This window comes from Pedobacter borealis DSM 19626 (genome assembly GCF_000708285.2).
In the GTDB taxonomy this organism is placed as follows: Bacteria; Bacteroidota; Bacteroidia; order Sphingobacteriales; family Sphingobacteriaceae; genus Pedobacter; species Pedobacter borealis.
In genome coordinates this window covers 1-24,673 of the sequence record NZ_JAUG01000012.1, presented here as the reverse complement: position 1 = coordinate 24,673, position 24,673 = coordinate 1, and the positions used below count along the sequence as shown (strand labels likewise).

The 24,673-nt window shown below is 38.9% G+C and carries 19 protein-coding genes and 1 tRNA gene; 8 read left to right on the top strand and 12 right to left on the bottom strand.

The genetic code is table 11. The annotated features are described in order from the left end of the window. Positions 1-247 precede the first annotated feature (247 nt). Both AW17_RS05310 and AW17_RS05305 read left to right on the top strand, forming a co-directional pair. Entirely contained in the window at positions 248-1,735 is a 1,488-nt protein-coding gene (locus AW17_RS05310; protein ID WP_029275084.1) for an alpha-amylase, read from the top strand. Positions 1,736-2,273: 538 nt separating this feature from the next. Continuing rightward, positions 2,274-2,567: a GIY-YIG nuclease family protein gene (locus AW17_RS05305; RefSeq protein ID WP_029275083.1), complete on the top strand. Its 294-nt coding sequence runs from the start codon at positions 2,274-2,276 to the stop codon at positions 2,565-2,567. Between the two features lie 526 nt (positions 2,568-3,093). On the opposite strand, the gene AW17_RS05300 is transcribed toward AW17_RS05305, so the two are convergent. From AW17_RS05300 to AW17_RS05270, 7 genes are all read right to left on the bottom strand, one after another. Next, on the bottom strand, positions 3,094-4,020 hold the full coding sequence (locus tag AW17_RS05300) for a hydroxypyruvate isomerase family protein (RefSeq protein WP_029275082.1): 927 nt from the start codon (positions 4,018-4,020) through the stop codon (positions 3,094-3,096). Positions 4,021-4,044: 24 nt separating this feature from the next. Continuing rightward, complete coding sequence (locus AW17_RS05295; RefSeq protein ID WP_029275081.1) at positions 4,045-5,040, bottom strand: FAD:protein FMN transferase; 996 nt, start codon at positions 5,038-5,040, stop codon at positions 4,045-4,047. A gap of 10 nt (positions 5,041-5,050) precedes the next feature. Continuing rightward, entirely contained in the window at positions 5,051-6,370 is a 1,320-nt protein-coding gene (locus AW17_RS05290) for a Gfo/Idh/MocA family oxidoreductase (RefSeq protein WP_029275080.1), read from the bottom strand. Positions 6,371-6,404: 34 nt separating this feature from the next. After that, positions 6,405-7,370 (bottom strand): formylglycine-generating enzyme family protein, encoded by a 966-nt coding sequence (locus AW17_RS05285; RefSeq protein ID WP_029275079.1) that lies wholly within the window; start codon positions 7,368-7,370, stop codon positions 6,405-6,407. 527 nt (positions 7,371-7,897) lie between these two features. Continuing rightward, positions 7,898-9,175, bottom strand: a complete 1,278-nt coding sequence (locus tag AW17_RS05280; protein WP_029275078.1) for a type IX secretion system plug protein — start codon at positions 9,173-9,175, stop codon at positions 7,898-7,900. 560 nt (positions 9,176-9,735) lie between these two features. Then, the gene (locus AW17_RS05275; RefSeq protein ID WP_029275077.1) at positions 9,736-11,640 is read right to left on the bottom strand and encodes an ABC-F family ATP-binding cassette domain-containing protein; all 1,905 of its coding nucleotides are present in this window, start codon (positions 11,638-11,640) and stop codon (positions 9,736-9,738) included. A 134-nt stretch (positions 11,641-11,774) separates the two neighbouring features. Next, positions 11,775-14,858, bottom strand: a complete 3,084-nt coding sequence (locus tag AW17_RS05270) for an AsmA family protein (protein WP_051691647.1) — start codon at positions 14,856-14,858, stop codon at positions 11,775-11,777. Positions 14,859-14,983: 125 nt separating this feature from the next. Between AW17_RS05270 and AW17_RS05265 the strand changes: the two genes are divergently transcribed. The 3 genes from AW17_RS05265 (at position 14,984) to AW17_RS05255 (ending at position 17,390) form a co-directional block, all read left to right on the top strand. Then, complete coding sequence (locus AW17_RS05265) at positions 14,984-15,394, top strand: Rrf2 family transcriptional regulator (protein ID WP_029275076.1); 411 nt, start codon at positions 14,984-14,986, stop codon at positions 15,392-15,394. A gap of 74 nt (positions 15,395-15,468) precedes the next feature. Beyond that, the gene (locus AW17_RS05260) at positions 15,469-16,119 is read left to right on the top strand and encodes an NAD(P)-dependent oxidoreductase (RefSeq protein WP_029275075.1); all 651 of its coding nucleotides are present in this window, start codon (positions 15,469-15,471) and stop codon (positions 16,117-16,119) included. Between the two features lie 242 nt (positions 16,120-16,361). Beyond that, the gene (locus tag AW17_RS05255) at positions 16,362-17,390 is read left to right on the top strand and encodes a quinone-dependent dihydroorotate dehydrogenase (RefSeq protein ID WP_029275074.1); all 1,029 of its coding nucleotides are present in this window, start codon (positions 16,362-16,364) and stop codon (positions 17,388-17,390) included. Between the two features lie 312 nt (positions 17,391-17,702). Here AW17_RS05255 and AW17_RS05250 read toward each other — a convergent pair whose 3' ends face one another. Continuing rightward, the gene (locus AW17_RS05250; protein WP_029275073.1) at positions 17,703-18,368 is read right to left on the bottom strand and encodes a DNA alkylation repair protein; all 666 of its coding nucleotides are present in this window, start codon (positions 18,366-18,368) and stop codon (positions 17,703-17,705) included. 259 nt (positions 18,369-18,627) lie between these two features. Here AW17_RS05250 and AW17_RS05245 point away from each other — a divergent pair, with 259 nt between their 5' ends. Both AW17_RS05245 and AW17_RS05240 read left to right on the top strand, forming a co-directional pair. Next, a complete protein-coding gene (locus AW17_RS05245; protein ID WP_029275072.1) occupies positions 18,628-18,909 on the top strand; it encodes a hypothetical protein in 282 nt (93 codons plus the stop codon). Between the two features lie 10 nt (positions 18,910-18,919). Continuing rightward, positions 18,920-19,912 carry a hypothetical protein gene (locus AW17_RS05240; RefSeq protein ID WP_029275071.1) on the top strand — a complete coding sequence of 331 codons (993 nt, stop codon included), beginning with the start codon at positions 18,920-18,922 and terminating at the stop codon, positions 19,910-19,912. Positions 19,913-20,044: 132 nt separating this feature from the next. Here the strand turns inward: AW17_RS05240 and AW17_RS05235 are convergent, their stop codons facing one another. The 3 genes from AW17_RS05235 to AW17_RS05225 all read right to left on the bottom strand — a co-directional run bounded on the left by AW17_RS05235 (position 20,045) and on the right by AW17_RS05225 (position 21,129). Beyond that, positions 20,045-20,215: a hypothetical protein gene (locus tag AW17_RS05235; protein WP_029275070.1), complete on the bottom strand. Its 171-nt coding sequence runs from the start codon at positions 20,213-20,215 to the stop codon at positions 20,045-20,047. A gap of 34 nt (positions 20,216-20,249) precedes the next feature. After that, positions 20,250-20,323, bottom strand: a tRNA-Cys gene (locus AW17_RS05230). Positions 20,324-20,382: 59 nt separating this feature from the next. Beyond that, on the bottom strand, positions 20,383-21,129 hold the full coding sequence (locus AW17_RS05225) for a TrmH family RNA methyltransferase (RefSeq protein ID WP_029275069.1): 747 nt from the start codon (positions 21,127-21,129) through the stop codon (positions 20,383-20,385). On the opposite strand from AW17_RS05225, the gene tamL reads away from it, so the two are divergent. After that, positions 21,120-23,546, top strand: coding sequence for a translocation and assembly module lipoprotein TamL (gene tamL / locus AW17_RS05220; protein WP_029275068.1), 2,427 nt, complete (start codon positions 21,120-21,122; stop codon positions 23,544-23,546). The two genes, AW17_RS05225 and tamL, sit on opposite strands and share 10 nt — an antisense overlap. Position 23,547: 1 nt before the next feature. Here tamL and AW17_RS05215 read toward each other — a convergent pair whose 3' ends face one another. Beyond that, positions 23,548-24,117: a 2'-5' RNA ligase family protein gene (locus AW17_RS05215; RefSeq protein WP_029275067.1), complete on the bottom strand. Its 570-nt coding sequence runs from the start codon at positions 24,115-24,117 to the stop codon at positions 23,548-23,550. Positions 24,118-24,673 lie beyond the last annotated feature (556 nt).

Genomic DNA, 24,673 nt, shown 5'->3' with positions numbered 1-24,673 from the left:
AAAATTGTTCCCGCAGATTCAAGAGATTTTCGCAGATTTATTATTTTGTTTTTCTGCGGTGATCTGCGAAATCAGCGGGAAGACATAGGCAAGGTGGTTCCTGCAGATCAAATGGATTTTCGCAGATTTAAGTTGTTTTTCTGCGGGCATCAGCGAAATCAGCGGGAAAAGCTTGTGTAGGGGTGTTCCTGTAAAACCAAAAAACAATTCGTAAAAAATCATGTTATCCTTACAAAAATCGAATTTAATGCAAAACCAGACCCTGATCCAATTTTTCCATTGGTATTATAATGAAGAACAAAATTTGTGGACTAAAGTAGCTGCCGAAGCGAGTCATTTAAAAGAAATTGGCATAACCGCTGTTTGGTTGCCGCCAGCCTATAAATCAAACAATGCGGCTTACGATGTTGGGTATGCGGTTTACGATCTGTTCGATTTGGGCGAGTTCGATCAGAAAGGAAGTGTGAATACCAAACATGGCTCCAAAGATGAATATATCAAAGCTATTGAAGCCCTGCACGATAATGGAATTGGCGCCTTGGCCGATGCGGTTTTTAACCACAAAGCCGGGGGCGACGAACTCGAAAAAATAGCCGTTAGAACTGTAAATCCGGAAGATAGAAACGAATTTACCAGCGATGTTTTCGAAATAGAAGCCTGGACGAAGTTTACTTTTCCTGGGAGACAGGGAAAATATTCTGAATTTATATGGAATCATGAGTGTTTTAGTGGGGTAGACTGGGCCGAAGACCTCCAAAAAACGGCTATTTATTCGATCCAGAATTATTTAGGAGAAGGTTTTGAAGAGGTCCCTTCTACCGAATTGGGCAATTATGATTATCTGATGTTTAACGATATCGATTACCGCAACAGGGCTGTAGTTGAAGAGTTAAAGTACTGGGGCGAATGGATAGTGGAAACCACCAAAGTAGATGGTTTTAGGTTAGATGCGGTTAAACACATCAATCCGGATTTTATTGTAGAGTGGATCGATCACCTGAACCAAAAATTTAACCGCGAATTTTTTATTGTGGCCGAAGATTGGAATGTGGTAGATAGGGAAGGACAATTAAAATATATTGAGATTACAGGTGGCCGGACGCAAATATTTGATTCGCTTTTGCACCATAATTTTTTCCTGGCGAGTAAGGACGAGGAATTTGATATGCGGACGATTTTTGATGGAACCCTGGTTCAGGTAAAGCCTGATCTGGCCGTAACATTTGTTGATAATCATGATTCGCAACCTTTGCAGGCACTAGAATCTTATATCGATTTTTGGTTCAGACCTTTGGCGTATGCCATCATCCTGTTGCGTGTACAGGGTATTCCGTGTTTGTTCTTCCCTGATTTGTATGGAGGGATTTATGATGATAAAGACAAAGAAGGCGATGAGGTGCATGTGGAGCTGGTCGCAATTCCTGCAGTAGAAACCATGAGTAAAATCCGTACAACCTTAGCTTACGGTGAGCAACGCGATTATTTTGACCACGGCATTTGCGTAGGATGGACCCGTGCTGGTGATGAGGAACATGAAAATAGTGGCTTGGCAGTATTGTTAAGCACGGGAGAAGAAGGGTATAAAGAAATGGAAATCGGTAAGCACTTTGCCGGAAAAACCTTTGTTGATGCTTTAGGTTACAGACAACAAGAAGTAACCATTGATGAAAATGGCTGGGCGGAGTTTCACTGCAATGCGGGAAGTGTATCGGTGTGGGTATTGAAAGGGGGGTAGGATTGTCAATTCCATGCCTTGGTTCAATATCTAACCCACGCGTCATTCCCTTGCAGACGGGAATCCTAATACAGCTTACTAACCCATTCAGTGCATTACGATTCCCAATCGAGTTGGGAATGACGCTCGTATCTAATCCATGCGTCATTCCCGTGCAGACGGGAATCTTAATGCAGCTTACGAACCCGGTTTAATGCTTTAAGATTCCCAATCGAGTTGGGAATGACGCTCGCATCTAATCCATGCGTCATTCCCGTGCAGACGGGAATCTTAAAGCAACTTACAAACCCGGTTTAATGCTTTAAGATCCCCAATCGAGTTGGGAATGACGCTCGCATCTAATCCACGCGTCATTCCCGTGCAGAGGGGAATCCTAATACAGCTTACTAACCCATTCAGTGCATTACGATTCCCAATCGAGTTGGGAATGACGCTCGCATCCAAACCACGCGTCATTCCCGTGCAGACGGGAATCTTAATGCAACTTCCTTTCTTATTTAGAGTATAAATCTTACGAGAAATAATGTATTTTTAAGATATGGAACGCGGTGGTTGTGTTTACATTATGACAAATGCCTTTAACACCGTTTATTACATCGGTGTTACCTCTGACTTACACTCAAGAGTAATTGATCATAAATGCAAAAGATATCCAACTTCCTTTACAGCTAAATACAATTGTATAAAGCTGGTATATTTTATGTTCTATCCTGGCATTGAGGAGGCAATTGCTGAAGAGAAGAAATTAAAGAAATGGAATAGGGATTGGAAAATTAAGTTGATTAGCGATCACAATCCTCAATGGCTAGATTTATTTAATGAGGATTTGTGACTTTAAACGTTAACACATTTTTTATGTATTAAAGATGAGAGTCCTAAAACCTGGCGTAATGCATTACGATTCCCAATCGAGTTGGGAATGACGCGTGGATTTAACCTTACGCACTATTCCCGTGCAGACGGGAATCTTAATGCAGCTTACAAACCCGGTTTAATGCTTTAAGATTCCCAATCAAGTTGGGAATGACGCTCGCATCTAATCCATGCGTCATTCCCGTGCAGAAGAGCATCTTAATGCAACTTAAAAAAACGGTCTAACGCATTAAGATTCCCAATCGAGTTGGGAATGACGCGTGGATTTAACCTTACGCACTATTCCCGTGCAGAAGAGCATCTTAATGCAACTTAAAAAAACGGTCTAACGCTTTAAAATTCCCAATCGAGTTGGGAATGACGCGTGGATTTAACCTTACGCGTCATTCCTGTGCAGACGGGAATCTTAATGCCGCTTACAAACCCGGTTTAATGCTTTAAGATTCCCAATCAAGTTGGGGATGACGATCCATCTAATATTACTTCTACAAAAAGTTATCCTCAGCCCTGTAAGCAGAAATAACAGCCAGTTCACCCTCTTTTCCGCCTTTCGAATTGCCATGCTCCATGCCCATCACACCTTTATAACCTTTTTTATGCAGGTGTTTAAATAGATTTTTATAATTGATTTCGCCGGTTGTAGGTTCTTTTCGGCCCGGATTATCACCAATCTGGATATAGGCAATTTCGTCCCAACAGCGGTCGATGGTTTTAATTAAATCGCCTTCTGTACGTTGCATATGGTAAATATCGTAAAGAATTTTACACGAAGGACTTTTAACAGCTTTACAAACCGCATAGGTTTCATTTGTTTTTTGCAGGAAAAGCTCCGGGGTATCGCTCAAGGTTTCCAAAACCATAATCAAACCGTGGGGTTCGAAAATTTCTGCTCCGGCACGCATGGCATCAATTACATTGGCAAATTGATTGCCATAAGGCAGGTTGCGTTCATAAAACCCAGGTACAACGGTAAGCCATTTTGCATTACAACGTTTTGCGGCTTCAACCGATTTTTTGCAGGTTTCTACAAACTTGTCTTTAAATTCCTTTTTGCCAGTGGTTAAAGAGGTTTTCCAGTTATCGCCACCATCTACCACAAAAACGCCCATGCGCATACCCAGTTTCGCCAGCAGGTTTCCAATTTTTTCCTGTTCTTCTACTGGACGGTTTAGGTAGCCATTGTCTTCGATAGAACGGAAACCTTTATCGTACATAAATTGGATCTGATCTAAAAAACTCTTGCCCGCATGGTTTTCGAACATGCCCAGGTGTGGGGCATAATCCATATTGAAAGTTTTGTCACTGAATGCAGTATTTGGCTTTTCAGCTGCAAAAGTATTGTTAATTCCTGCTCCAGTAGCAATTGCACCGGCAGTAAATAAGCTATTTCTTATAAATTCACTTCTTTTCATCGGTTTTTTTAAAACGGATAGGTATTAATGTGTAATTAATTTTTTAAACCCTGTAGTTAAGGTATCAGCCACTTTGCCATCTTTTTGATGGTACACAAAATAAGCTTCGAGGTTTTTTCTGCTTTCTACAAAGGCAATGGCATCTTTAAGGTGCATTGCCATTAAGGCATTGTCGTAGCCATCTGCTGTAATGGCATCATTGGCGTACACTGTTACGCTGATCATTTCATTATCTAGCGGATAACCTGTTTTGGGGTCGATCAGGTGTGAAATCTTTTTCTTTCCGCTCTGGTGAAATTTTCGGTAGTTACCAGAGGTGGTGATTGCTCCTGAATGTATTGCAGCGATATGCCTGATTACCGGCGTTCCATCCTTATCCGGACCTTCAATACCGATTTTCATGGTTTCGCCATTGGGTTTAGGTCCTAAAATCCGAATTTCGCCCCCCAGTTCGGCCACGTACTGCTTAATTCCTTTTTTTTCGAGATAGGCGGCAATTAAATCAACGCTGTAACCCTGGGCAATTCCGTTTAGATCGATCTGCACACAGGGCTTTAGTTTGCTTAATAAACCATTCTTTAATTTTAGGTTTTTCATGCCTACGCAGGCGAGTATCGATTTAATGACTGCTGGATCGGGCTCGTTTTTAGCCTCTTTTGGCCCAAAACCCCAGGCTTGTACCAATGGGGCAACCGTAATATCGAAAACACCTTTTGTATCCTGATTGATCTCGAAACTTCTTTTGAGCACATCGTTTATAAAACGGTCGGTTTTGATTTCTTTTTTAGCCGCATTAAATTGATTTATCAATGATCCCTTTTTGTAAAGCGACATCGATAAATCAATTTCGTTTAATAAACTATCTATACCTGCCTTAGTGGCTAAACTATCAGTGGCATAGTACATTATAGCGTAATCAGTTCCCTGCGCATAACCATTGATTTTGTATTGCCTCACTTCTTTTTTCAAGGAGAAAGCAAAAATCAGTGGTAAAAGGAAAAACAAAAATCTATAACGCATCAGTTTAGTTTTAAATCACCTTTGCTTGTCCAGGCATGGCGATAGGGTATAATCCTTTTTCATCAGGCATTAACCTTGGGTTCGCATCCCATGCAAAACGCTCTGGCATTAAACTGATGTTCGAAGCTAAAGCCTCATCCCACTTAATCGTTTGACCAGAGTAAGTAGCATAACGACCGATAATTGCAGAGAATGTGCTGGTTGCAGCATAGTCTACATTACTGAATTTATATTCTCCCTTAGAAACGGCGTCGAACAGTTCGTCGTGTTCTGTTTGGTAAGGATTTGCGTTTCCTTTGGTATTGTGGTTATATAGTTCTTTGCCACTGTAATCTTTCATAATGGCCTGATTGCTGCCTGAAAGATAAATCTTGCCTTTGGTACCTTGAAAAGATTCATCCACACGGTTACTGATACCCTCGAAATGTCGGCACTGGCTATTAATTACCGCACCATCTGCATACGTTAATTCGATGGAGTGGTTATCGTAAATCTCTCCGTAATCTTTTCCTGTTCTCCAGGCACGGCTACCTGTTCCCTGTACCGAAACTGGATGTCCGTTTTTTATCCAGTTGGCAATATCGATATTGTGTACATGTTGCTCAACGATATGATCGCCGCATAACCAGTTGAAATAATACCAGTTTCTCATTTGGTATTCCATTTCGGTTTGGTTTGCTTTACGCGGACGTACCCAAACGCCACCACTGTTCCAGTATACCTGGCCAGACATGATATCGCCAATGGCACCATCGTTAATGCGTTTCATCGACTCACGATAGTTGGTCTGGTAACGGCGCTGTAAACCTACTACAACATTTAATTTTTTCTTTTTAGCTTCTTCAGCTGCGGCCAATACCTTTCTAATGCCCGGTGCATCTACAGCAACAGGTTTTTCCATGAAAACTTGTTTGTTCTGTTTAATCGCTTCTTCGAAATGGATGGGGCGGAAGCCTGGAGGAGTTGTTAATAGCACTACATCTGCCAATGGGATGGCTTTTAAATAAGCATCGAAACCTACAAACTGGCGTTCTTTTGGAACATCCATCTTTGCTCCAAATTTCGAACTTAACGATTGGTAACTGCTGTCCAGGCGATCCTGAAAAGCATCGGCCATAGCCACCAATTTAATATTGAATTTAGTACTCAAAGCCTGGAAAGCTGCTCCTGTTCCACGGTCGCCACAGCCAATTAAGGCAATTTTAATCGTGTCTGATCCTGAAGCGTAAGCTCCGGCCAATGGGATACTGCTTAACATTGCGCCGCCTGCGAGCATTGCTGTCGCTTTTAAAAAATCGCGACGATCTTGTTGGTTGATTGGTTTTTTCATGTGTTTAGTTTTTATTTTGGTTAGATAGTGTCGGTTAAAAGTCTTTTATAGGTTGCTTATTGTAATAAGCATCAATTTCGGCTTTTGATGGCGTTTTAGCTGGTCGTACTAAACGCATGCCTACAAATGGCGCTTCGGGGAACCACCAATTGCTTTTCGGAATCTGTGGATCTAATTGTTTCCATGATGGATCAGACGCTAACCTAACTGTTGATGTCAGGTTGTTCGGTGTTTCATCATAAGAGCCACCGCGAACTACATTTGGGTAGAGTTTTTCGGGTACTGCCACAGGGTTTTCTGCAGTTTTATCCTTGCTTTGACTATAGAAATCAGCGATATATTGGTCGTAAGTCCATTCGCTAACGTTTCCGTACATGTCAAATAATCCCCACGCATTTGGTTTTTTTTGCCCTACCTGATGAGTTTTATTGTCGCTATTGTCTTTATACCAGGCATAATCTCCTAATTTGGTTGCATCATTACCAAAAGAATAATTGGTTTCTGTACCTGCTTTACAGGCATATTCCCATTCGGCTTCTGTTGGTAAACGGTAGAAAATACCTGTACGCACATAAAGCCATTTGCAAAACTGGATGGCATTATATTGTGTCATTGCTACCGCTGGCTGATGCTCTTTACCCATGCCAAAAGTCATATCAAGATAGGGTTTTGTAGGTCTGGTTACCGCATCTACCTCGGCTGGAATAGCACTTATGCTGGCTTGTTTTTCGTAATCGCGATAAAGAAAAGGTTCGAAAATATCCCAGGTTACTTCATGTTTTCCAATCCAGAAAGCATCGAGTTTAACCTCGTGAACAGGTTGTTCATCAGGTTTCCCTGTTTTACTTCCCATCTTAAATTTGCCTGCTGGTATAGCCTGCATGTCGAATTTTAATTTTGTTCCATTAATGGATTGTGTGTACGAGTCACTAGAAGTTTGTGCTGAAATCTGTGCACAAGGATAGGTAATTAATGCTACGGCAATTAACTTTTTAAACATAATTTTTGGTTAGACACACTTATTCTCTAGGTGTTTATCTGGTTGCTTTCTGAAACACTAAAGTAAATAACCACATTTAAAACAAAGAAAACTTATGTAACAATAAAGGTAAGAAATGTAACATTAAAAGTCAAACTGACAATTAAAGCTATCGTCATCCTGAGGGATAATTTATTTTGTAAAAATCAATAAAGATGACAGAGGATCTTTTTTGGAGTAATAGGCTACGAGGAATCGTCATTGCGAGAAGGCTTTTTCAGCCGACGAAGCAATCTTACAACGATCGCTACTAGCGTGCGCTTTAAGATTGCTTCGTTCCTCGCAATGACGACCTTTCTATAGATTCTGTCAATGGTACTTGTTTCAGGATCTAATTGGCGAAGATCTTTTAAGTCAATCTTAGTTATAATTAATTGTCTAAGAGTAGGTAAAAGGTTTTTTGCCACATAAGGAATATAAGGTCATTTAAGCTTATATACCTTATACCGTTTGTTTTACATTTTGACACATCATTATTGCAAGCTGACTTACCTTCTATCGGTAACTTTATTGCTCAAATTGGTATAACCAATCAATGTATCCCAGCGCGCACCGGGGCGGCGATAATAAACAAAGATCTGATAGCTGTTTTCGGTCTGAAAGAATGCACCTTCGAAAGGTTTGGTTTCCATTACCTTGGTGTCTTTATTAAACCAGGCAAACTCATAATCGTATAGGCCTTGTTTAAGTATAACATTACCGTAAAACTGTTTCCTGTTGGCATCATATAACAGTTTATTTTCATTGCTCACGGTATAATTATTAAACTGGCCAACAACATAAGCATCGCCATTCGGGCTGGGTGCCGGAGCATTTAATGTAAATAAAACACTCATGTACTCTGCTTCTGTTTTATCGTCACGCCCGTCGGTATTGCGGATAAAAAAGTTTCCGTTTTCATCGTATTGGTTAGCAAATGCACCAACAGTTCTGGGGGCATCCTGAAAAAGCATCACGTTTACGGATTGATTATCGCGATAAATATCTTTAACATTATCAGCCTTGTAACGCAAACTCCTCGTATCAAATTTTCTAAATTCGTTATCTCCCCAAAAATCATTCGTATTGAGGTCGTTATAAACCAATTGGTTTGGTCTTACAAAAGATGGTTTAGTATTAACCTGGATAGTATTGGCATTGAAGTTTTGCATCACTACTGCTTTTATATCCTGGTAGGGGTTCGGGATGGGAAAAGCATGGTTAATGGTGAAATTGATTTTTTGTTTGTAGTTCCTGTTTTCAACCTGCATGGAATTGTTTACTTCTGCCGCTATGGCAACCTGACTATCGAGGATGTAGAAGCGTTGCGAAATAACAGGTTGGTTTTTATCGCCATCTAAATAAACTTTTAACACATAATTACCTCCAATTTTCGGCTGTATTTGGGTATTGGGTAAACTGATTTCGTAATGGGTGTATTTTCTTGTGGTGTTAGAAGAGTAGCGATAGTTGATGATGCGGTCGTCGTTAAAACTTCCCAAATAATCGATGCTCGAAATTTTCGAAGTCTCCCATTCTGCGGTGCAATGCTCAATGGTATACCAGTAGTTTTTGGTGCCTGCAAGTAAATCGTCGAACGAAAAAGTTATCGTTTCTGAAGAATTGAGCATAATTACAGGTAGGCTCTGCTCTTTATTGCTGTTATAGCAAAGTACAGTTTTAATATTTGGAAGATAAATTTTATTCCCGTTGGTAAACGTTTTGTCGTTTTGCGCAAAGGCCAGGGTAGAAATGAAAAATAAAATCGGAATTAATATTTTCTGCATGGCTAAAAGTAAAGTTTTATTGGGAAGTGGCAAAATGGAGTAATTTATTCGTGGTGTCAGGTATTTCTATCTGACACTGATCTGATTAATTTGCATATAAATTCTATTTTTTGGATTTCCTAATGATCACTTAACAGTCAGATGGTAACATCTGACTGCACATTGGATGGTTGCCACGGAAGCACGGATGGACACGGAAGATTTCCAGCGTGCCGTCATTTCGAGCGGAGTGTAACGCAGTCGAGAACCCGAAGATTCTGCGAAGCAAAATCTTCGGAATAGATCTCTCCGTTCCGCTGCGCTTCAGGAGATGACGCAACGAAGCGTTTAACCAAATCAATGCCTCTATCCGAGGTGTCAGATATTGCTATCTGACACTAAATGATGAATTCATAAACAAAGCCAGATGATAACATCCGTTAGCACACTTAGGTTGCAGATGCTTCGTGCCTCAGCATGACATAGTCTTAAATGTTGTTTCCGTGTTTCTGCGCTTCCGTGGCAACAAAAAAAGCCACAGAATTTCTGTGGCCTTAATATGCTTTAATGGGGGGCTAAAACTATCCTTCCAGCTCCATAATCTCAGCAGCTAAACTTTCCCATTTATTTTGGTTGGAGTCTAACTCCTGTTTAGTTGCTAAATAACGTTTGTTGGCTTCGGCTAATTTATCGGCTTTGGCGTAAACATGCTCATCAGCCAATTCTGCTTCAATATTTTTAACATTCTGCTCCAGTTCGGTAATCAGCTTTTCTGTTTTTTGCAGTTCGTCGTTCAGCTTTTTTAATTGGTTGGCTGTATTTGGCGTAACAACTTTTGGCTGTTCCTTTTTCTCAGGCATTTTAACCGGAATAGGTTTAGCCACAGGAATTACCCTTTTGCTATTCCATTCTTCATATTCGGCATAAGTACCAGGGTATTGTTTAATCTTTTCGCCTTCGATGAACCAGATTTTGTTGGCTACATTATCCAGGAAGTACCTATCGTGAGATACCGCAATAAAAGTACCTTCAAACTGGTGTAATGCTTGAATCAGAATATTAACCGATTGGATATCCAAGTGGTTGGTAGGCTCATCCAGAATCAGGAAATTCGAATCCGTTGTTAATGATTTGGCCAGGGCCACACGCGATTTTTCCCCTCCCGAAAGCACTTTGATTTTTTTGAAAACATCATCGCCGGTAAAAAGGAAACAACCTAAAATACTACGTAATTCGGTATCGCTATGTTTTGGGGCAAATGCCTGTAATTCTTCTAAAATCGAATTTTCTAAATGCAGTGATTCTAATTGATGCTGCGCAAAGAAAGTGGTGGTAACATTATGACCGGTTTCGCAGAAACCTTCAAATTTTTCGGTTCCGGCAATCATTCTCAATAAAGTAGATTTACCCTTACCGTTTGCACCGATCAAGGCAATTTTATCACCTTTTTCAATTACACCCTCAGCATCATCTAAAATGTGCACATTTGGATAGCTCTTATTGGCGTGTTCTATACGCACCACGTGCCTGCCTGATGGTTTAGAAAATTTGAAAGCGAAATTTACGGTCGGATTATCATCATCTACATCATCAATACGCTCCATCTTATCTAAAGCTTTCATCCGCGATTGTGCCATTTTAGCCTTACTCGCCTTTGCTTTAAAACGCTCAATTAAACGCTCTTCCTGTTTTATTTTAGCCTGTTGGTTTTTAAATTCACCCTTTTGGATTTCGCCACGTAAGGCTTTTTCTTCAACATAGAAGCTGTAGTTACCCGCATATACGGTTAATTTTCCTTTGCGCGATTCGACCGTACGGTTTACAATCTTATCTAAGAAATACCTATCGTGAGACACAATTACAATGGCACCTTCAAAGCCCATTAAATAGTTTTCCAACCATTTAATAGAAGGTAAATCCATGTGGTTGGTAGGCTCATCCAGTAATAGGATATCAGGAGTTTGCAGTAATATTTTAGCCAGCATTACACGCATACGCCAACCTCCCGAGAAGGTATTTAACGGGCGCAATTGGTCTGCTGTACTAAAACCTAAACCAGCTAAAATTTCGTTTGCCCTGTATTCGATGTTATAGCCATCTAAAGCTTCAAACTCTTGCTGTTTATCGCTTAATTTAAATAAAACCTCTTCGCTATAATCCGTTTCGATTTTTTTAAGCAGTTCCTCAATCTCATCATGCAATTGGTTTTGGCGCTCAAAAGCTTCCATGGCCACATGCAAAATGCTATGGTGCGAATCGTAAGAAAGTAAATCCTGGTTTAGGTAGCCAATTTTCAGGTCTTTAGACATGGAAACAGTACCCGAACTCGGTGCATATTCGCCTACAATTATTTTTAAAAGTGTTGATTTTCCTGTTCCATTGGCGCCGATTAAGCCAGCTCTGTCGCCAGGTTTAATGTGCCAGTTCGCGTCATCGTACAAGGCCCTTGAGCCAATCAGGAAGGTTAAATTATTTATTGAAATCATTTCGGCTGCAAAAGTACGAAATTTAAAGGCTTTTTTCAGGGTCGAAAATCAAATAGGATAAGCCAGTGGTTTTGCTTTAGCTTTTTGGAAAAGCAATACAACAACCGTTTAAGGCTTGTCCTTCGTTAATAGCGCTATTTATTTTCTCCTGTTTCTTCCAGCTTGCCTTCTTTATTTCTTTTCAGTTTCACAATCGGTTTTTCCTGCGTGCCTGTTATGCTCAAGGGGATGCCAAATAAACCAAAAGGAGGGAGGCCTAAGCGGCCGCTCAAGTTTAACCTGCCATCGAAGCTCACCTGACCTTCGAAACGTGGCCTGAAACCAGCCACCTTCATTTTGGTCTGTTCGATGGTGATAATATTGTTTTTGATGGTCGATTTTATCTGAACATCAGATAAATCAGGATTAGTTAAACTGTCTCTTTTTGTTTCTTTACTCACGGCATTCATCATTTTGAAGCCCATTAAACTTACTTTTTTTAAGCTCAGTATACCTCCGCCTTTCAACGATGGATATACCGGAAACATTTCTGCATTCAGTTTTCCTGAGAGTTGATAATCTAAGCCAACGACACCTTTTACTTTCGATGCCGAGCTGGCCATTTCTCTAAACAGCTTAATTTCTTTGTAGGCCCTTGCGATATCAAATTCTTTAGCGGTAAGGTGGAAATCGAATAAGCCTGTTTTTGTACTTGTGCTCTTGTAATTCGCATCCATATCAACCTGTGCCCCCGCAATATTGAAACCCGCTTGTTTTAGGGCAAGTGTTCCATTATTTAAAGACATTGTTCCTTTTGCATTCTTAATCTTTAGGCCGTTATAAATAACATCAGCAACATTTGCAGCAAAATTAACATTCAAATTATCGGGGATAATGATCACACCGTTTGCTGTAGTCGAAGCTGTTTTAGGTGTATTGTCTGCATAAACCATAAATTCATCCGCATATATTTTTTTACTGATCAATTTAAAATCGCCGGTAAGCTTGGCTTTTTCATTTAAAACGTAATTAATTACATTGCTTAAGCTTCCATTCAGTTGAAAATCAGACTGCCCATAGGTAGCATTGAATTTATCAAAATTCATTTTATCCTGATGAAAAGAAAATATACCGTCTTTGATTAAAAAGCTTTTGGGGAATAAATCTGATTGGAGATTTAAGTCTTTAATGCCTAAACTGCCACTATTTTGTAATTTATTGTATCTGCCTGCCACTGCATCGCTTTGTGAACCTTTAAATAAAACATCCGCGAAAATTAAACCGTTAACCTGATAACCTTTTACCCCGAACAGCTTATATATTTTGCCAATGTCTATTGTTCCTTTTGATGAAACACTATAAGCAATATTTTCGAAATTATGCACATTGGCTTTCAGTGTAAAAGGCTGCCCGCCCATTCGAAAGGAAATGGGTTTAATGTTTAATTTGGTGTTTTTTAAAGTGCCATCGTTGTTGGTTAAATCGGCATCAACCTGGATGTTGTCCATGGCATAATTAAAATTTCCTGTCACTATTCTACCATTGTTAAGTTTAATGGTTGCTGTGGTAACAGGGAAAAGCTTTTTCGCTTTATTAAAAGGGCCATTGCTTTGCAGATCAATATTTAATAAACCATCCAGCTCGTAACCTTTTATAGGGTAAATATTCTTCAGGTCGGCAAAATTGATTACCGATTTCAACTGAACAGTCAAAGGCGTATTTTCTGTGGTCTGCAATTTTGCATAACCTTTAATATAATTGCTTAAAGCCTGGATATCGATGTTCTCGATGGATAATTTTGTGCTTTTATAATTTCCATCGGTATTTGAGCCGAGTACATCAAAATTGATTTTATTGATTGCAATGGGTAAAGCCGAATATTTAAAATAACCATTGTTTAAGGCTACTTTTAATGAAAACTTGGGTACGGTTGCAATTACAGTATCAACCTGCCTTATGCCAGAGTGGACAACTTTTTTGCTGTATTTTCCATCTGCCTTAATGTTCATATTCAATCTGCCTTTTAGTTGTAGGGCATCCAGGTTAACAACTTTTGCCCATTTTTCTAAGTCGATATTCGAGCGGGTATCTGTGTAGATTTCGGGTTCTTTAAAACCTTTTATTTTTGTAACCGAGGCCACGTAATCTTTCCCGATATTGAAGTAAAGACTGTCCATATTAATCAATAGGCTATCTGTATTCAAGCCAGGAAGTTTTGTTTTTAAGTTTAAAAATAGGTTACTGATCGGCTCTGGCGCATTTGGATTAGAAATTGAACCATCTCTTACTTTCATATTAAACGAAAGCGTAGGCATGCTGTGCGTGGCAGCAATGTATTTCCCGATTAAAGAAGCATCAATCTCTGCATAACCTTTAACTTTTGTTTTTTGTAGTTTATCGGCAATTTCTAAAGGTAGTGCAGTGAAAATGTTCTGTAAATCTGTTTCTTTCGCCCTGGTTCTGAAATCGATATCGTAACCATCTTTTAAGAATGAAAAATGTCCCACAAAACGGATTGGAAGCGAATTGATCATTAAATTGTTCTCATCGAAAATCAAATTAAGGGAGTTGGTATTCACCTTTGTGATCAGATTGGCATTTATTTTTTTCTTGATTAAATAAGGGGTATTGGCATAATAAACATCCATTTCATTGATAGAAAGATTGCTTTTTAAGTCAAATATCGCATTGCTGAGGTCGCCTTTTCCTGTGTAATTAAGCCCTTTGGTTCTGATGAGCATAGGAATTGAACGGTCGCTGTAAGTAAGGTTGCTGTTGTTGATGAAAATCCCTTCAATCTTTATAGCTGTGTTGCCTTCGCTGGTACTTGGAGTGTTTTCCTTTTTGCTCTCATAAACATTATAATTTGCATGACCTTTTTCATCGCTGAGGATATTAATGCGGGCATCGTCTAAATAGAACTGATCAATTTTAACCTGCTTAGAGAATAACGAAAGCAGGTTTATACCTAAAGCTAACTTTTTGGTGTAAATGAGCGTATCCTGTTGGAACGGAGCAGAGCCTTTTAATAAGAAGTTATTCAGGTTTAAAGTTAAAGAGGGAAAATGATTGAAAAAGGAAATGTTGGTGCTTTCAAACTTTACCTCGCCTTTTATGTTTTTATTAATAACCTGTGTAATTTCTTTGGTAATCGTCTGCGGAATTACATAGGGGATAACAATTAGAAGGGCTATTAAGGAAACGATCGTAATCGCGAATATTTTTAGGAACTTTTTCAAGATTTTAATTTAAGGGCACGTTCAGCGACAAAGATAGTCTTTAGATGAATTAGGAATAAAGATTTAACATTTTTGTATTATACAATATATTTATACCTTTGTTCTGTAATAAAAATAGTTACAGTATGAATAGCAGTCATTTCTCCATATCGCTCCACATTCTTACGCTGCTCGATCAGGTAAAGGGGCAGCTATTGAATTCAGAATACATTGCGGGAAGCATTAACTGTAATCCTGTTTTGGTAAGGAAGGAATTGGCCAACCTACATAAATATGGTTTTGTGCAGAGCAAAGAAGGGAAGGGCGGAGGCTCTACATTGGCGAAAAATCCTGCCGATATTAATCTGGGCGATGTATACCGGGCTGTTAAACAAAAAAGTTTGCTAGGCGAAAGCAAAAATGAACCAAATCCCGATTGTCCGGTAGGGAGGCAGATTACCCTACACTTAAACGATTTATATGATGATGCCGAAACCGCTTTGGTTAAAAATCTTTCATCTAAAACATTAAAAGATTTTAGTGCAAGCTTTAAATAAAAAAATTTGAACATAACTGTAACAAAAAATGTTACAATTTAAATTAGATTAATAATTTTTAAAAATTAAATAACATGAAAGTAGCATTAATAGGAGCCTCTGGATTTGTAGGCAAAGCCATTTTGAACGAACTGGTAAGTCGTGGAAATGAAGTGATCGCCATTGCACGCGATACCGCTAAAATTGAAAATAACAATGATCAGGTAAGTAAAATCGCAGTTGATGTTTTGGATACTGAAAAATTAACAGCGGTTTTAAAAGGTGCCGACGCAGTGGTAAGTGCTTTTAACGCAGGTTGGACCAATCCGAATTTATATAATGATACGGTACAGGGAGCAGAGGCCATTCAGGCTGCAGTAAAGATATCGGGCGTTAAACGATACATTTTTATCGGCGGAGCGGGTACTTTGCAGATTGATGGTCACCAAATTGTAGACGGACCGAACTTCCCTACAGAATACAAGCCAGGTGCAACAGCAGTAAGAGATTATTTTAATACGCTAAAACAGGAGAAAGAATTAGATTGGTTATTTTTTAGTCCGGCTATTGAAATGCACCAGGGCATCACCACCGGTCGTACGGGGAAATACCGCTTGGGTAAAACAAGCCCTGTTTTTAATGAAGAAGGCCGTTCTATTTTATCAGTAGAAGATTTAGCAATCGTTATTGCCGATGAGCTGGAAAATAAGGCACACCACCAGGAGCAGTTTACGGCAGCATATTAGAGAAGTTGGTTCATTAGTCATTAGTTCATTGGTCATTGGTGGGCGGCAGATTGCCTAGGGTTGATGGTTCATGGTCAACAAGCTTGCTAGGTTATCGATCATGGCCATAAAACCATTGACCATGAACCAACATTAGGATCAGGGTTGGATTTGGACACTTAGACTAATGAACGAATGGCTATTGAACTAATGAACCAATTAACCTTTTTTCATAATTAGTATTAAGTTCTTATCTTCGTGCCATGTATCGCCTTATTAAACCAATATTCTTCAAATTTGACCCTGAAAACGTACATTATTTTGTAGTGAAGCGGTTAAAATGGTTTAATGATAAATTTCCGCTTGGTAAAACCATTATCCGTAGCAGCTTTGATGTTCACATTAAAGGTTTAGAACGTGAGGTTTTTGGCATAAAATTCAGAAATCCTGTTGGTTTGGCCGCCGGATTTGATAAAAATGGAGAATATGTCGAGCCGCTTAGCAATTTAGGCTTCGGATTTATCGAAGTGGGTACGGTAACGCCAATGCCACAGCCCGGAAATGATAAACCCCGTATGTTCCGTTTACCTAGTGATGAAGCTCTAATTAACCGGATGGGCTTTAACAATAAGGGCGTAGATGTAATGGCTGAGCGTTTGCGCTTGCTCAAAGATAAACATCCTGATATTGTGGTTGGTGGAAACATCGGTAAAAACAAGGCTACCCCAAATGAAGATGCAGTAAACGACTATATTAAATGTTTCGATCGTCTTTTTGATGTGGTCGATTATTTTGTGGTGAATGTAAGTTCGCCCAATACCCCGGGTTTACGCGAGCTACAGGAAAAAGAACCGTTAAAAAAAATCCTCAATACCTTACAGCAGCGCAACCGTAGAAACGATATTTCACGTCCGATTTTATTGAAGATTGCACCCGATTTAACTGACGCGCAACTGGACGATATTATTGAGATTGTTGCAGAAACCAAAATTGCTGGTATTATTGCCACCAATACAACCATTAGCAGGGAAAATCTGGCTACAGAAAAAGACTTGACTACGCAAACCGGTGGTTTAAGCGGTAAACCTGTTAAAGAACGCGCTACAGAAGTAATCCGTTATCTTTCGGAGAAATCGAACAAAGCATTTCCAATTATTGGGGTAGGTGGTATTCATTCGGCAAAAGATGCAAAAGAGAAATTAGATGCCGGCGCATGTTTGGTTCAATTGTATACTGGTTTTATATATGAGGGACCAGGGTTGATCAAAAGTATCTGTAAAGAGCTGGTTTAAATAGAGTCGTCACCCTGAACCGAGCCTTAGCGAGCTCACCGAAGGTAATTTATTTCAGGGTCTATCTTGCAGGAAAGATGCTGACCACGTAGTACTACAAGACAATTGAAAACACTATTTATACTTGTAAAACAAGTTCAGCATGACGACCGCCCTAATGAACGTGCACTAAAAACAAATATAGAATTAACAAAAGATGTGTCCATACGATACGCCTGCGCGGGAAAGACGGCCAATCTATTAGAATCTGTCATTGATAGCCTCTCGAAGACCTTTACTAATTAAAAACATATTGCGTTACGGGCTAAATAACTATTTCTGCCGGCTTACCATTTCATTAATCCAGATTGGTGCAAATGGAGAAGTACAGCCTTTAGAAACGGGGTAATTGCGATATATGCCCAGTCTTTCGCCGATGGCTAAGGCTCTTTCTCTATAATCAGGATGGTTAATGCCAATTTGGGCCAATGCCGTATTCATCGTCCATTGGATTTCTGGTGCTACTTTTGGCATTTCTTTTTCAATCCGATCGAGAATTGCTGGGATGTCTATCCCTTCAGGTGCTCTGGTTATACGTCCGCTGGTTAAACTCCAGCCTGCACGGGCCAGCATAATATTTTCTGAATTCATCCACTTTTCCCTAAATTGTTCCTTATCAGGGTATTCTTTAACAATGTAATTGTAAAACCAATCAGCTGCCCAGGTAAAAGTTTCTGAAGCTACCATTTGCTCAATCTGTTCTGCAGATAGCAATTTTGGTTTAAGGATTAAGATGGCCAGCAATCGGGCATCGATGTTTTCAGTTTCCCAGAGTTGAAGTGCAAGTTCATGATCGGTTTTGATCTTTTTGGCTATTGCCCTGATGTCGCCCATTTTAACGCCAAAAATATTTTCTCTGGCGCCGTTCTTAATATGCATGGCGCGGACTTTCACATCTGCAAGTGATTTAAGCTGATCTAAAGTATTTTTAAGATTCATGTACTTTCAATATAAATGAACAATAATATAAAATTAAGTTTTTTTAATCGTACAAAAAGATGGTTGCACTTGGAAAATATCCAGATGATTTCTTTTAGAAGCACTATTCCGTCCATCTGATTTCTGTAATTAATGATAACTAAAATCGCGCCTCCATTAAATATCTTTCAAAAATACTTAATACTAGGTATTGTGCAGGCCCTGCTTTAAGCATAGATTTAATACAGTTATTAATTAAATATCTTAAAATAAGCTAGTTATGTTGTATGCCAATGTTCTTGTGGTAACGGGAGCTTCTGAAGCCCAACTCAATAACATCAAGACGTTTATCGCTCAGTCTGGTGCGATAGTAGAACGGATTGATGCAACTTTTTTTCTGGAAATAACTTCCATTGATCTCAGGAAATCATTGATTGCTGAGTTGAATCAACAAGGGTTTACCTATTTATGGTATTTTAATAAAATAGCATCGGGCTCCCGTATATATACAGGAAAGATAGACCCGACTCTGTTTGATAAAATTGAAAATATTATGCTTTAATACCCAAAATATGAAAAAAAATATTTTAACGCTGTTGTTCGCTTGTGTAGTATTTTCAGTAAAAGCTCAGAAGGGCTTTAATGATTTCCACGAGTATTATCCGATTGGTGAAGATGCAAATCTAGGTTATAAAACCAGTGTGCTTTCTTCCGAAAAACTTGTTTTCGAAGCAAACCCAAATGTACGTTACAGCTTTTTTAATAATATTGAGAAAGGTTTAATGGAAAAACCTTTGAAAAGAAACGTATTCGCTGCATATGTAGCTTTTAGATCGCAGCTTAGAATGTATGATAGTGAGTCTTTGCCTGTGATTATGCCCTCGTATAGGGTACAGCTTGGTGGCCAAATGATGCGCAGGTTAAATGACAATAATTTTATTGCCATTTCCTTAGAAAGTGGTCATTATTCGAATGGGCAGTCTGGAAGTGCCTTTTCTGAGACCCTAGTTGATGGATCACCGGAAAGTGAGGCGCTTTATAATAAAATTACGCCTGAAACCAATCTTTCGGCAATCCTGAACCGTAGAAGTGCAAATTTTTCCACTAATCTCACCGAACTGCTGATTAATTACCGGAATAATAAAAATAGTTCTGAAAATTTACCTTCAAGAACGCATTCTGTTACAGGCGGGCTTTTGTTGTACCATAACCGGTTTTTGGGTATAGGTAATTTCGGTGGTTTTACCGAAAACGATATTCGGATCTACGGGCGATACCGGTGGCAGCTCCGATATGAATATATTAAGCAATTGAAAAATGTTCGTGCTTCTGTTGCGGAGCGGATGGAGCTTATTCAAGGTGCGCATCCTTTTGTGGATCCTTTTAGAAGTGAAACCATACTTGCCATTTATCCATTTCCAAAAACGAAAGCGTTTGGTTTTTTTGCCAATTATACTTTTGGGCATGATAATTACAATTATCGCTTTGTTGATTCGGGTAGGACATTAAGTTTTGGTATAACCTGGACAATATTTCCGCCCTTCCAGATGAATGTGGATGAATGATGATTGGCAGGTTATCGGGATTTATTTTATTTATTCTTTTATCTCCTGGTGCATTAAAAATATCCGTGCATAAAAAAAGCATCCTTTGATCAGAAGGATGCTTTAAATTCTTTAAGAAGAAATTTCTAAAAACTATTTTGCCAAAGCAGCTAAAACAGCATTGTTTTTAGCTAATTGATCGTTTTTAGGTTGTGCAGAGCGGCTTCCCAACTCGATATTGGTTGCTCTCTTTAAAAATGCTACCTCTTGGTGAGCTGTATTTTTATTTCTTCTGTCTTTTCTTTTTAATCTGGTAACTGCCATGGTAATAACCTTTTAATTATTTTATTTGTACAAATGGAGGTCGAGAGCGGATTCGAACCGCTGTAGAAGGTTTTGCAGACCTCTGCCTAGCCACTCGGCCACTCGACCCTTAAATTCAAGGCTGCAAAAATAGCAATTATTAGTTAGCCCGCAAATAATATCGCAATTTAATTTCGAACTCGCACTAACTCAGCACAAAAGATTGCCGCACTTACTGCCACGTTTAACGATTCGGCCTCCCCAATTCTCGGAATGGTTACTGGTTTATTTATTTTTTTGATCACTTCTGCCGATATTCCTTTTCCTTCATTGCCCAAAATCACCAATCCTTCTGCTCCCCATTGCGTTTTGTAAATCGATTCGCCATCTAACAACGCCCCAAATACAGGGATGGTATTTTTCTCTAACAAGGCTGGCAGATCTGCTTCATAAATATTTATCCGCGCCAAAGAACCCATTGTGGCCTGTACGGTCTTTGGATTGAATACTTCTACACAATCAGCAGAGCAGATGATGTTTTTAAAGCCAAACCAATCTGCCGTTCTGATAATGGTACCCATATTACCTGGATCCTGAACGCCATCTAAAACCAAAGTGAACTGATTTTTTAGCGCTGTTAACGCTAATTCTCTGTTTTTTGGGATATGAATGAGTGCTAAAAAGCCTTGTGGCGTTTGCAGTGTACTAATCTTATCTAATTCGGCGTTCTTTACTTCAAATAAGTTTATATTTGCAGGCAATTTGGGTAACAAATTGTATTGATCGCTGTTGTAAAATATAGTATGGATCTGGTAGCTTGATTGAAAAAATTCTTTTATGGATTTTATACCTTCAACAATAAATAAACCATGTTCTTTACGGTATTTTTTTTGATGTAACGACTTTATAAAACTAATCTGTGATTTTGAAAGCATACCAAAACTCAATAAATATTAAACTGAAAAGCACTGCAATATTACTATTTATTATTGTTTTAATTCAGGCCTGCTCATCAACTAAATACATTGCCGACTATCAATCGATAGTGAAAAAGGTAACTATTGATAGTGTTGATGCTAAATTTGAAGAACAGGCTTACAATTATGTTCAGAAAGATATCAGGCCGGCATCTAAGTTGAGTATCAATGTGCCTTTGTACAATTTGTTCAATACAAAAGATGGTCGGTATAAAACCAGCGATATCAAACCATTTGGTACACCACCTGCTATTTTAGATAGTACATTGGTCGAAATTTCCAGAACACAGATACAGAAGTTTTTAAAAAGTAAGGGCTACCGCCAGGCCGAAGTAACTTCTGCCATCAAGATTGCGGATAAAAAGGCCGAAATTGTATTCAGTGCCAAACCTGGTCCTGCTTATTTTATTGAGAAACTTTCTGATTCGATACCAAATGCAAATATTAGGAACCTTTACGAATCGAATAAGGCTAAAATATCCCATTTACACAAGGGAATGCAGTACGATGAAGACTCTTTAACTTACGAAAGGGAGCAGATTTATCGCATTATGAAAGAAAATGGATATTTCTATTTCTTAAGACCTTATGTAAATTTCGATGTATATGGTGCTGAACCCAGCTCTAAGACTAACAAAATAGATTTAAATCTTAATGTAACAGATCCTGCAAATGGCCCGCATAAGCAGTTTAATATTGGTTACACGCATTTGTTAATTGCGCCAAATCCTGATGGTTTGCCCGATTCGGCAAGATATAAATTAAGCAAAGATACTTTGAACGGGATTATTTATACCGATTTCTCTAAGCGGTACAGGCGTAATCCGATCGTTCGTTACGATTTTCTGAAGCAAGGTGACCTTTATGACATCCGGAATGAAAATCTTACTTACGATCGCTTATATGAGCTAAATGTTTTCAAAAACGTAAAGATCGATTATTTCAGAAGGGACAGTACCTCAAATAAAATCAATGCGATCATTTTGCTCACTCCCCAAAAGGTAATGAGTAACCGTGTGGAGGGCGAGGTTCCGTTTAATGGTGGTACCGTTGGGTTTACCCTCGGAAATACCTATACTAACAACAATATTTTTAGAGGTGCAGAACGATTTGAACTCCAGGTAAAAGGTGGTTTGCAATCGCGTATAGGTAACGGTGCCAAGGTTTTTAGTGATATTTATCAGCGCGATTTTTCAATCAGTGCGAGTATTTCGGTACCGAGATTGATGATCCCTTTCTATAACCCTGTTTTAGGTGGAAACGGAATGCCGCACACTACTTTTGCAACCAGTTACATTTATGCCTTACAAAAAGATGTTTCGGTAAGAAGGATTTTTATCAACTCCATTACTTACGATTGGTTTGAAACCAAATCTAAGCTGCACTCTTTTACCCCATTAAATTTTGAGTACCGTTTTGGTAACCTCGATACATCAAAAGTGGATGCAATTACCCGCTTTAACAACCTTTATTATTCTTCTCTGCTCGATCGTAAAGATTTAACACTGGGTATGAAATATACCTACACCTTGAATGCGGATAAGTTAAACCAACTGAGAACTTTTGTTTATTTAAGGGCAGGGATGGATATTGCAGGCAATATGTTGCAAGGCATATCTAAGCTAACAGGTTCAAAGCATGATCCGGCAAACAACGACCCAGCAAAGATATTAGGCTTGCCTTTTAACCAGTACACCAGACCAGAGGTAGATATTAGGTGGTATAAACATTTGGGTGGCGAAAGGCAATTTATTGCCCGTTTAAACACCGGATTAGCCTACGCTTATGGTAATTCAATTTTAACGGGTATTCCTTTCGAAAAGCAATTTTTCGCCGGTGGATCTAACGGCTTAAGGGCTTGGCAGGCCAGAACCATCGGTCCAGGTAATTATAATAGACAGGTACTTGCCAGCGATGAAGTGCGGAAGGCTGTTTTTGGGCTAGATCAATTGGGTACTTTACGGATAGAAACTAATTTTGAATATCGGTTTACGCTTGCCCGGAAATTTTTCGGGGCTACTTTGAAAGGAGCCGCGTTTGTTGATGCCGGAAATATCTGGAATATCCGCAGAGGAGAGTCTATTACACTTGAAAACCCTGAATTGGATGAATTGACTGTGTTTAAGCTGAGTAAATTGGCTAAGCAAATTGCTATTGGTACAGGTGTTGGTTTAAGGTACGATGTTCAGTATTTTGTTTTCAGGTTTGATGTGGGACTAAAACTTAAAGATCCTCAGTTTATCGGATCAGACCAGTGGGTAATCAGCAAATTTTTATCTGGGGCCAGAGATTTTAAAAATAGCTATAACGCCACACACGGGCCTGATACCTATCGTTTTCTACAGTACAACTTTGGTATTGGTATGCCATTCTAAATTAACCGAAAAGGCTTAATGCTTTAGGTTTGGTATTCGGATCTTTAAATGAAAATTCTTTAAAAGGTTGCCATCTTTTATCCATGTGTTTGTAAACAGAAAAGGATGAAACTGGGAACTCGCGTTTAAATTTCCGGTCTTTAAATTCGGCAGAAATCTGTTTGAAAATGGGTGGTTTTACATCTCTAAAGGCTAAAGTTAAATGCGGATTGAATTTTTCTTTTTTCGCTATCAGTTTTAAAGGTTGTAATGCTTTAGTAATCTGTTTTTCCAGGCTCATTAAGCCCTCATTTTGTTCAACATCAAGATAAAAGGTATGCTCTAGAAATGAATTGAAGTTTCGGAGTACCTGTATAAATGGCTGACAGAAAGCGGCATCTGCTAAAGCTTTAAAAAATCTTTTTTCTGCATCGTAAGCTGATAGTTTTACCGGAGGGTATAAGGTGATGTGGGCAGGCCGTTTTAATGATTCATACACATTAAATTTCTCTGAAATGTATGTTCTAATTTCATCGATGTCTTCTACAACAGAAACGGAAGGCACTAAACACACTAAAAATAGGTTTTCCATAAATCAAATTTACTAAAAATTTTAGTAAAAAAGTAATAGTGAATCGTTAAAAACGATTTGTTATTTTCACACTCGTTAGAAACGCGCGTGAGCGCGAATTGTTAATTTTCTATCGTGATAAACAATTTTTCTTTTATTGGAAGGCAATTGCAGAAGCTATTGGTTCTTTGTAGTCCCGCTCCCGCTTCTGCCGATTGAAATAATCGGCATCTCGCTTCGATCGGGCTTAGGGGGCTACAACAGTACTGCTATCTATGGTAAAATAAACCCGACCGACAGCGTTATCCCGATTTAAGTGATTTTTTTTATCGTTATAATTTTATCGGGATTAAGCAAAGGGCGGGACTGGTATAACCGAAGCACCACAGGCCTTGTTTTTCTAAAAAAAAACAATCGCATTAGACCTTTGTGCTAAACGATAATTTAATCGTTAAAACGATTGGTTATTTTCACACTCGTTAGAAACGAGCGTGAGCATGAAGCTTGTTCTGCCTCGCAATAACGATTTCATCATTTAGAGGCTAAAAACATATCTTAACTTCAGATTCTTTTATAA